12 protein-coding genes and 1 tRNA gene are annotated in these 8,462 nt (G+C 47.6%); 4 read left to right on the top strand and 9 right to left on the bottom strand.

Annotated elements, in window-relative coordinates; translation table 11 throughout:
* Positions 1–33: 33 nt before the first annotated feature.
* Complete coding sequence (locus tag MHN33_RS23155; protein ID WP_010386777.1) at positions 34–966, bottom strand: chemotaxis protein CheV; 933 nt, start codon at positions 964–966, stop codon at positions 34–36.
* Between the two features lie 139 nt (positions 967–1,105).
* Here MHN33_RS23155 and flgA point away from each other — a divergent pair, with 139 nt between their 5' ends.
* From flgA to MHN33_RS23140, 3 genes are all read left to right on the top strand, one after another.
* The gene (flgA, locus tag MHN33_RS23150) at positions 1,106–1,819 is read left to right on the top strand and encodes a flagellar basal body P-ring formation chaperone FlgA (protein WP_239401771.1); all 714 of its coding nucleotides are present in this window, start codon (positions 1,106–1,108) and stop codon (positions 1,817–1,819) included.
* 71 nt (positions 1,820–1,890) lie between these two features.
* The gene (flgM, locus tag MHN33_RS23145; RefSeq protein WP_239401770.1) at positions 1,891–2,214 is read left to right on the top strand and encodes a flagellar biosynthesis anti-sigma factor FlgM; all 324 of its coding nucleotides are present in this window, start codon (positions 1,891–1,893) and stop codon (positions 2,212–2,214) included.
* Positions 2,215–2,222: 8 nt separating this feature from the next.
* Positions 2,223–2,651, top strand: coding sequence for a flagellar protein FlgN (locus MHN33_RS23140; protein ID WP_239401768.1), 429 nt, complete (start codon positions 2,223–2,225; stop codon positions 2,649–2,651).
* Between the two features lie 18 nt (positions 2,652–2,669).
* Here the strand turns inward: MHN33_RS23140 and MHN33_RS23135 are convergent, their stop codons facing one another.
* From MHN33_RS23135 to MHN33_RS23125, 3 genes are all read right to left on the bottom strand, one after another.
* Positions 2,670–3,011 (bottom strand): hypothetical protein, encoded by a 342-nt coding sequence (locus tag MHN33_RS23135; RefSeq protein ID WP_239401766.1) that lies wholly within the window; start codon positions 3,009–3,011, stop codon positions 2,670–2,672.
* Positions 3,011–3,502 (bottom strand): ImmA/IrrE family metallo-endopeptidase, encoded by a 492-nt coding sequence (locus MHN33_RS23130; protein ID WP_082078806.1) that lies wholly within the window; start codon positions 3,500–3,502, stop codon positions 3,011–3,013. The genes MHN33_RS23135 and MHN33_RS23130 overlap by 1 nt, the downstream gene beginning before the upstream one ends.
* Positions 3,503–3,632: 130 nt before the next feature.
* Entirely contained in the window at positions 3,633–4,127 is a 495-nt protein-coding gene (locus MHN33_RS23125; protein WP_239401764.1) for an LPP20 family lipoprotein, read from the bottom strand.
* Between the two features lie 134 nt (positions 4,128–4,261).
* Here MHN33_RS23125 and MHN33_RS23120 point away from each other — a divergent pair, with 134 nt between their 5' ends.
* The gene (locus tag MHN33_RS23120) at positions 4,262–5,452 is read left to right on the top strand and encodes a flagellar assembly protein T N-terminal domain-containing protein (RefSeq protein ID WP_239401763.1); all 1,191 of its coding nucleotides are present in this window, start codon (positions 4,262–4,264) and stop codon (positions 5,450–5,452) included.
* A 131-nt stretch (positions 5,453–5,583) separates the two neighbouring features.
* Here the strand turns inward: MHN33_RS23120 and MHN33_RS23115 are convergent.
* From MHN33_RS23115 to MHN33_RS23095, 5 genes are all read right to left on the bottom strand, one after another.
* Positions 5,584–5,658, bottom strand: a tRNA-Arg gene (locus MHN33_RS23115).
* Positions 5,659–5,781: 123 nt separating this feature from the next.
* On the bottom strand, positions 5,782–6,441 hold the full coding sequence (locus tag MHN33_RS23110) for a FlgO family outer membrane protein (RefSeq protein ID WP_239401761.1): 660 nt from the start codon (positions 6,439–6,441) through the stop codon (positions 5,782–5,784).
* A gap of 2 nt (positions 6,442–6,443) precedes the next feature.
* The gene (locus MHN33_RS23105; protein ID WP_235410904.1) at positions 6,444–7,097 is read right to left on the bottom strand and encodes a FlgO family outer membrane protein; all 654 of its coding nucleotides are present in this window, start codon (positions 7,095–7,097) and stop codon (positions 6,444–6,446) included.
* Between the two features lie 11 nt (positions 7,098–7,108).
* Positions 7,109–7,705 carry a FlgO family outer membrane protein gene (locus MHN33_RS23100; RefSeq protein WP_239401760.1) on the bottom strand — a complete coding sequence of 199 codons (597 nt, stop codon included), beginning with the start codon at positions 7,703–7,705 and terminating at the stop codon, positions 7,109–7,111.
* 67 nt (positions 7,706–7,772) lie between these two features.
* Positions 7,773–8,459, bottom strand: a complete 687-nt coding sequence (locus tag MHN33_RS23095) for an SPOR domain-containing protein (protein WP_239401758.1) — start codon at positions 8,457–8,459, stop codon at positions 7,773–7,775.
* Positions 8,460–8,462: the final 3 nt, after the last annotated feature.

Here is an 8,462-nt window from a genome sequence, read left to right as displayed (position 1 = left end):
AGTGTTTATTTTCCAAAGTATTACCGCCACTAATTAATCGCAATGAACCCATTTCTTCACGGCTGTTGCCAATTCATCGGGGTTAAATTTAGCAATAAAGTCATCAGCACCGACCTTTTCGATCATTGCGTGGTTGAATACGCCACTTAATGAAGTATGTAAAATAACATGCAAAGGCGCCAGCTTAGGATCCGCTTTTATCTCTGCGGTAAGGGTGTAGCCATCCATTTCAGGCATTTCAACGTCGGAGATCAACAAACCCACGCGCTCTGTGACATCATTCTGGCAATCCATCTCCGCAATTTCTTTCAAACGGATCAAGGCTTCTTTACCATTTTTAGCCAGCTCTGTCTGAACCCCTAAAGGTTCCAGCGCACGCTTCACCTGATTACGTGCCACCGCGGAGTCGTCGGCAATAAAGACAATACGTTCACCCAGATCACGTTGCATTTCACCGTCGGCGACAATTTCTTGACTCACTTCAGTATTGATTGGACAGATTTCGTTGAGGATCTTCTCTACGTCCAGGATCTCTACCAACTCATTTTCAATTTCAGTGACTGCGGTCAGGTATGAATAACGACCTGCGCCCGAGGGCGGTGGCATTATTTTTTCCCAGTTCATATTCACTATGCGCTCTACCGCACCAACCAAAAAGCCCTGTACTGAACGGTTATACTCAGCAATGATGATAAAGCAGTCTTTGATATTTTCTATCGGCGGTCCGCCTACAGCCAGTGACATGTCGATGACGGAAATAGTTTGCCCCCGGATGTGGGCGACACCTCTGATAAACGCATTAGATTTAGGCATTGCTGTCAGGGGGGGGCACTGAAGTACCTCTCTTACTTTGAATACATTAATTCCAAAGCGTTGGCGCCCACGAAGGCGAAATAGTAAAAGTTCAAGTCGGTTTTGACCCACCAACTGCGTTCGTTGGTTGACTGAGTCCAAAATACCTGCCATGTCATTCTCCTGCTATAAAACTGCTTATCGGAACAATGTTTGCTTGTACTCTACCATTCAAAGTCGCCCTTGAAGCGGTGAGGCAAATCACGCAAAATCTTTATACCTTGTTTCACCCCATAAGCATAGTCGAAACATCATGAGTTTGTTAAAAATTACATTATCCGCTTATTTCTTTCCCATAGTGGCATATTTTTTAGCCACGTCATTTGCTTATGGTCAAACCTATGAGTCAAAAGACGTTGAGAAATTGGCAATAGATTTTATCGTGGGGCAGATCCCTGCGCCGACTCAGGAAGAAGAGCAGCAACACGTTTCGGCATTGCCACTGGATACCCGAATTCCAGAACGTCAGTGTCTACGTCCACTGCAAGTCAGCAGCAAATCCAGCCCGCCCTTCAATCGGCAGGTGACGGTCATGGTACGCTGTGATGACCTGGAGTCCTGGGTTCAGTTTGTTCATGTAAAAATCGAAACACTGTTACCTGTGATTGTCAGTACGCGTATGCTTGATAAAGGCGTACTGCTAACCGCAGAGGATCTAACAATCGAGATGCGGCCCAAGCACTTTGTGCGTGCAGCTAACATCGACGATATGAAGCTGCTCGTGGGCAGCAAGACCAAACGCCGCATCCAGCAAGGTAAGCCGCTCAGCATGTTTCAGATTTGCATGATTTGCAAGGGGGATAACGTGACAATTCTGGCCAGTGATGGCACACTTATGATTAAAACCAATGGTATTGCCTTGCAGGACGGGAACTTAGGAGAGCAAATCCGGGTCAAAAATGCAAGGTCAGGAAAAACGGTGCTTGCACGGGTGAAAGATGTTGATTCAGTAGCAGTCAAAATCTGATTTTTTTGCTAAAGTAAGCGAATGGCTTGCCGATATAAAGGCTGAAGCAATTTAACTAACGGGTCATCATCATGGTAAACAACATTAACGGTCAAAATCAGCCGAACAATGTTGCAACAAATGCAAAGCAACAACGTGCTGAATTACAAAGAAATGAAGCAAGTAACACCGCAGCCAAACCGCAAGCACAAGCCAAGGCTGCCGCAGATTCGGTGAGTCTAACGCCGCAAGCTCAGCAACTCAAGGGGTTGCAGGAAAAAGCGCAACAGGCCCCCTCTTTCGACAGTAAAAAAGTCGAAGAGCTTAAAAAAGCCATTGCTGAAGGTAAGTATCAGGTCGACAGTGAGAAGCTGGCTAAAAATATTGCCGCCTTTGAGTTCGATTTATTTGGATAGAGTATTAAGTGGACGATCAAACGGCACTGTGTGCCCATCAACTAACAGCGCAAATTAATCTTCTGGAAGCTCTGACCCAGCTTCTGGATGATGAACTTGAGGCGCTTGCTTCTCGCAACGGCGACAACCTCAAAGAAATCGCCCGTACTAAGCTCACGACCCTTAATCAGTTGCAAAAGCTCGATAAAGACTTGTCTAAATACCCGCAAAACACGTTCAGCCACGATGAAATAACCCCATTAACCGAACAGGTTAAAGATTTACTATATCGCTGCAAGAAACAAAATGACGTTAACGCGCAAGCTGCGCATCAGGCACAATTGACCGTGCGTGAACTGAAAGATATTTTGATTGGTGCGCCAACCTCAATGACCTATGGACAGGATGGTAGTGTTGTTTCCAATATGGGTGAGCTGGTTAAAAACATTAAAGCCTGAGTGATCAGACTAGATAAACTAAGCTTTGGTAGGAAACAAGTTTTTGGTGATCACCAGGATCACGCCGAATACCTCAGCCAAAGTACCCGCCATATATAAATTGAGTGTCCATTCTTCAAAATGCAGCTTACCCACGCCAACCAGCACGAGTACCAGATTCATAATCAAAAGCTGTACGGCAAGAATAACAATGAACCACAAAGCATAACGTTGTTTCAGGCCACGGTCAGACTCGGCATCTTTGACCTTCTGCACCTGCATGGGGTCAACATTGGTAAATTTCTGTTCTTTAACGTTGTGTTTAATTTGTGCAACAAACGACGACTGCTCAGCCTTTCGATCTTCCCTGTTTTGCGTCATTACAACAGCTCCAGTGCATTGAGCTTATATTTGAGGGCCTCAACTGACACACCAAAATGCAGCGCCATTTCAAAGTGAGCCATTTTCTTGCGATGCAGCTTTTTCACTTCTTCATTGGGCATTAATAAGTTGGCAGCAAACTGGTTGGCAAACACTTCTTCCTCGTCTTCGCCGGTAGACGCGCTGGGGCCTCTCAGATCGATATATTCGTATTCTTTGTCTGTATTGTCAGACTCGATACGGGAAATATAATGGCCAAGCTCATGGGCGCAGCTAAAACGCTTGCGATTCAGGTGGTCGTCCTGATGTAACACGATAACCGGATCGGCACCTGCCTCTTTGATCAGCGCACCCGAGACCTTATCTGGTAGCGCCATTTCTACAACGTCCAGACCAAGCGACTTACAAATGGTCACAGGGTCAACCGGAAACTGACTGTCACACCACAAACGTTTAAGCACCTTTTGCGCTTCATTTCTCGGATCAAGCACCGACAAATCTCCCACTCACCTTACTATGCACCTCAGCATCGCTGAGGTGACGTGTATATTTAAACAGTATAAATTGAAGGCACACTGAAAGCAAAGGACATAATTTACCGCCCTAACCCGTCAGGCTCGCTCAGTAATAAGTGACACGTTCGACTTTACGTGGTTTAACCTCGCCAATATACAAATCGTAAACCCGCTTCATATCCAGCTCCAACTCTGTGGTATAAATATCCCCGACCGCATAGCTCTTCATTACCTTTGCACCGCGAATAAGGCCCTGCACCTGACTGCGTAAACCATCATTCTGTGCAACTGCACCTTGTACCGTTGTGCTGGCACTTAACCTGTGACCATAAACCTGCTCTGCCAGTTCTCGATAGGCTTCGAGCTTAGAAACTTTAATGGCCATCAGCATTTTTTCACTGTCACTGCTGCCTGGCTGAGAGCTCAACGGTGCATAGCCAACCGCCTTGAGCACGGGATAAGAGTCGGGTTTCACATAGCTGTATTCAACATGCTTGTCTATGATAGAGCTACATCCCGCCAGACCCAGTGCCGCTGCAATAACACAGGATTTGAGCAGGGTGACTACCCGCTGACGCCAAAGCGCTCTAAACTGATTCATAGGGTAACTCCTCTGTGTGGCCCATGTGGCATATCATCAAGTAACAAATCTTTATGCACAAACCTTGCCAATACCTTTGGCACAGGACTTGCTGTACTAAGTAAGAGATTTGCTTAAAGTTCGGTAATAAAGTCATGAAATTGTCGCGTATTATGAGTGTGTTACTGGCCACCGCCAGTTTTGGGGCCAGCGCAGAGTGGTTTGAAGTTACGGGCTATGCCAATGCACACACCGAAGATCTGGCCGAAGCACGCCAGGAAGCGGTGCAGGATGCCATTACTCAGGCGTTGATCTTTTCCGGCGCCACGGTGTCTAGTGTCACCACACTGGCCGATGGAGTATTGACGCAAGATCAAATCAAGATCAAAAGCCATGGCGAGATCCAGCAAATCAACCTGGTTTCTGAACAAAAGCAAGATGGGATTGTCAGCGTCACTTTGCACCTGGATATCTTCCCCAAACTGGAGCAGTGCGCACAAGCGGCGGTGGCAAAACAAGTGACCATTACGCAAAGTCAGCTCATTCAGCCGCACCAGGCCCGCCTGGGTCAAATTTTTGACATCGCCAAAGCCAGCAGTGAACGCCTTTACCATACACTGGCACAGCGCAATCTCACCGTAAAGCCGATCCCGTATCTGGATCATGCGATCAATGCCCGGCCGTTTTTTACCCAACGCTTTGAGTATGATGGACAACTGATCGACTCTTTGACCACGCTGAGCAACAGTCAGTATGTGCTGATGAGCCAGATCACCGACATTGCAGCGGGAGATAAAACCAACGATGACTACGCATTCTGGCAGGATGAGGAATACGTGCGCAGCTTTAAGATCGACTTTGTTGCATTTGATGCCCTGACCCGTGACAAGGTCTGGCAAAAGCACTACGCCGTCAGTGGTGTCTGGCCTTTTGAAAAGACCAAGATTGTTGATGTCTACAGCGATACCTTTTGGCGCACCAACTATGCCAAGCAGATCCAGAGCGTTTTTAACAGCGTGGCACAGGACCTGGACTCTGCACTGTCATGCCTGCCCAGCAGAGGTAAAATATTACATCGCGAGCAAGGCAAGTTGGTGATTAATCTCGGCCGTAATCACGGCATTGAAGCAGGACAGCTGCTCACCATTTCTCATCGGCGAGATATGCAGGGCACGACCAACCAGTTTTTCCCACAAAGCATCAAAACCCTCAATCAGGTGCGTATCATTCAGGTTAATGCACAAAATGCGATTGCAGAAAACATTTCAGAGCGACCACTGAATAATATCCAGATCAATGATTTAGTCGAAGTCATGGTACAAAAGCAGGAAGATTTTGCGCTGTAAGCGCTTTACTTCGGCAGAACACACAGTGAGGATTAATAACCCACCAGTAATTTGGATTACCTATACCATTTTAGGTTGTTTCTACTGAGGTGTGATTGCTATATCTGATTTGATTTATAAGAGAAAAACGCTGGCGGCCCCTGCAGGAATCGAACCTGCAACTATCCCTTAGGAGGGGACTGTTATATCCATTTAACTAAGAGGCCGTGTCGCTTTGAAAAATACTAAGCGTTTTCGGTTAATTGGTCAACCTTTTGATTCTTAATAAAATAAATGATGTTTTTACAGAGGATGGGCAACGGCAAAGGCAGCACTTTGCCGCTAAATGGCTATCTGGCCGCGGTTGCGCCTGAATCTAAAACAAAGTAGGGAATAGTCACCATACAACTGGCAACCACCAGCCGGCTTTCAAAATCCAGCAAGCGTGCGTTGACTTCCACGCCCCGGTCACGATAGATCATAGTACCAGAAAGCACATGGCTGGGATCGGGCTTGCCTGGTAATGCTCTGCTGTCCCGAGAAAATACAAAATCGCCACTGCGGGTCACCTGGATCTGTTGCTGTGATTTGAAATCAAGGGCCGCATAACCCAGTTTTTGAAATGCGTGTATCAGATTCTCAGACAACTGATTACCCAACTGATTGCTGCTTCTGAGTGTGTCATCAAAACTCACAAAGCTGGTCACTGCCACGGAATGTGGGTGCACGCCTAACAAAGAGTCGGACAATTCCAGTGCTATCTGGGATGCATAGTTGGCCACCTGTTTACGGTGTCGCTCGCTCACAAACCCCGGATCAACCGGCTGCTCAGCCTCTGGCGCTTGTTCCTCCAGTGCTTCATAAAGCACCTCTATCTCTCGAAACTTGGCCACTTTGGGCGTCATAGGCGTGGTTGCCACTGTCTGCGGGGGAGGCTGTGTACCCATCAACTGACAGCCATTCAACATCAGTACCGACAGCGTTAAGCCACTCAGAATGCGTGTTTTCATGATCACTCACCCGCTCGTTGTAACCGGATCCCTTCATGAATAGCGCCGTCTCTTAGCGCATTCACCACTGACTGAGGTAAAAACCCTTGGGCAGTGCCCACCACCACTTTGCTTTGCATACCCACTATCCGGGCATTCACTAAGATCCCCCCCTGATGATGGGTCAAGGTGCCTGCCAGTACGTATTTAAATGGCAGCTCATCAGAGAGCTCTAAAAAGTCACGACTGAAGATAAAATCCCCGTGCTTAGTGACACGCATAAAGTCCGTGGTTTTAAAATCGATCACCGGCACGCCAAAGTTATGCAACTCATGAATAAAGCTTTCGGCAATCTGGTTGCCAAGCAAAGTTGCGTGATTAAAGTCTTCGTCTAAAAAGACAAAACTCGATACCGCTACTGGCGTCTGGTCATTAATGTATTTCACATTGCTCACCATGTCCTGCATCAGCTTCTGTACATAGTGCGTCACATTTTTGGCCGCCATACGTTGAGATACAGACATTTGTTGCACGCCCCGGGGATGGGCCTGAAACTGTTCAGCCGCACTGAATTTACCCGGTGATGTGGCGGTTTCCTGGTGTTTTGTCATACCCAGTTGTGCGCACCCAAACAGAGTTAAGGTAGGTAACACAAGTGCTATCACAGATTTTTTCATCTTTGTCTCCACTAATACTGGCCGCGATGTAGCTTGCCATCTCGCATCTGGGCTTTTTCATTGCCCCACAGCACAGCCTTGGGCACGGATATGGTCGCAGCGGATGCCGTACGACTATCAAGCATAGTGATCAATCGCGCATTGATCGTGTAATGGTCGTGGCTTTCGCTGATGGTGCCTGTCAGAGCAAGGTCAAATTTATGACGTTCGCGCAGCAGGGCAACATCACGGTTTAATAAGTTATCGGCACTGTCCGACAAAGTTAAAGTACGCTGCAGCCGAAACTCCACCACTTCCAGTCCCATCTGTGTCACATAGCTGATCAAGCTTTCCTGAACCTGAGTACTGAGACCACTGCCCTGGTTGCTGGCAACGGCATTGCCAAGTTGGTCCGCCAGATAAAAACTCGTGACGGCAACCGTGGCACCGGGTTTCAATGGGCGGCTATGCTCCCCCAGTGCGGCAGCAAGTTGCCCCATGTATTGATGCAATGTCGGCAAGGGTTGCGCTTGTTCCACCTTCTTTTGTTGCTGCGTCTTCATTATTCCGGCACAGCCACTGAGCAGCACCGACAGGGCCAGTGCGGCTATCACAGCAGGAAATTGCATAATGATCACCTCTTTCTATTTGACGAAACAAATGCAAAAAACGATCCACAATGCTGATGATAGGACACTATAAAGTGATAGGGTTGTCTGTGTAATGACTCAGCAAGCACTGTGGATGAAATGGCTTTAGCTTGTCGCACAATGCTCTACCTTGCGCTTTATTTTCAAATGCGCCCAGTTTCAGCCGAAAGTATCTTTGGCCACGAATTTCGACTTGCTCAACGTTCACCGGTTGCTCCTGTAACGGCGGATAACTTTTGAGCAACCGCTGATGAACCATTTTTAGCTGACTTTGCTTCCTGGTTGATGCCAGCTGAACTGCAAACTCTGCTTTATCTGTTTTTACAGCTAACTTAGGTTGCACATCGCGCGCCTCTTCCGGCACTTCCTTGTTTTCACTGGGTGCAGACTGCACGCCAAGAGGACCGTGATTGCTCTGAGCCTGTTCAACATTACTGGGGGGAGTTGCCACTTTTGCAACCATAACATCCCCCGCGGGCTGAGCAACTGGTGCCAGTGCCAGCTGTAACTGTGAAGCCAGTAAATTCAGATCTTGCTCAATATTTAGCAATTCACTGACCTGAGGCGCAACCTGCTGCCACTGCTCGACACTGCGCTTTATTTGTTCAACCTCGGTATGCAACTGAGCCAGTTGCTGCTCAAGTTGGGCAAGGCGCTGCTCATCCTGGCCTGTACTGGCACAGCCACTGAGCACAACCAGCAAGGGCCATACCAGATAACAATATAACTTCATCAC

The organism is Pseudoalteromonas sp. OOF1S-7 (assembly GCF_022347765.1).
Lineage (GTDB): Bacteria > Pseudomonadota > Gammaproteobacteria > Enterobacterales > Alteromonadaceae > Pseudoalteromonas.
This window is presented reverse-complemented; position numbering and strand designations above follow the sequence as displayed.

What these genes read in the sequence shown, in the direction of transcription:
- MHN33_RS23155 (WP_010386777.1), bottom strand. Translation starts at nt 966, where the DNA reads ATGGCAGGTATTTTGGACTCAGTCAACCAACGAACGCAGTTGGTGGGT.
- flgA (WP_239401771.1), top strand. Translation starts at nt 1,106, where the DNA reads ATGAGTTTGTTAAAAATTACATTATCCGCTTATTTCTTTCCCATAGTG.
- flgM (WP_239401770.1), top strand. Translation starts at nt 1,891, where the DNA reads ATGGTAAACAACATTAACGGTCAAAATCAGCCGAACAATGTTGCAACA.
- MHN33_RS23135 (WP_239401766.1), bottom strand. Translation starts at nt 3,011, where the DNA reads ATGACGCAAAACAGGGAAGATCGAAAGGCTGAGCAGTCGTCGTTTGTT.
- MHN33_RS23125 (WP_239401764.1), bottom strand. Translation starts at nt 4,127, where the DNA reads ATGAATCAGTTTAGAGCGCTTTGGCGTCAGCGGGTAGTCACCCTGCTC.
- MHN33_RS23120 (WP_239401763.1), top strand. Translation starts at nt 4,262, where the DNA reads ATGAAATTGTCGCGTATTATGAGTGTGTTACTGGCCACCGCCAGTTTT.
- MHN33_RS23110 (WP_239401761.1), bottom strand. Translation starts at nt 6,441, where the DNA reads ATGAAAACACGCATTCTGAGTGGCTTAACGCTGTCGGTACTGATGTTG.
- MHN33_RS23105 (WP_235410904.1), bottom strand. Translation starts at nt 7,097, where the DNA reads ATGAAAAAATCTGTGATAGCACTTGTGTTACCTACCTTAACTCTGTTT.
- MHN33_RS23100 (WP_239401760.1), bottom strand. Translation starts at nt 7,705, where the DNA reads ATGCAATTTCCTGCTGTGATAGCCGCACTGGCCCTGTCGGTGCTGCTC.
- MHN33_RS23095 (WP_239401758.1), bottom strand. Translation starts at nt 8,459, where the DNA reads ATGAAGTTATATTGTTATCTGGTATGGCCCTTGCTGGTTGTGCTCAGT.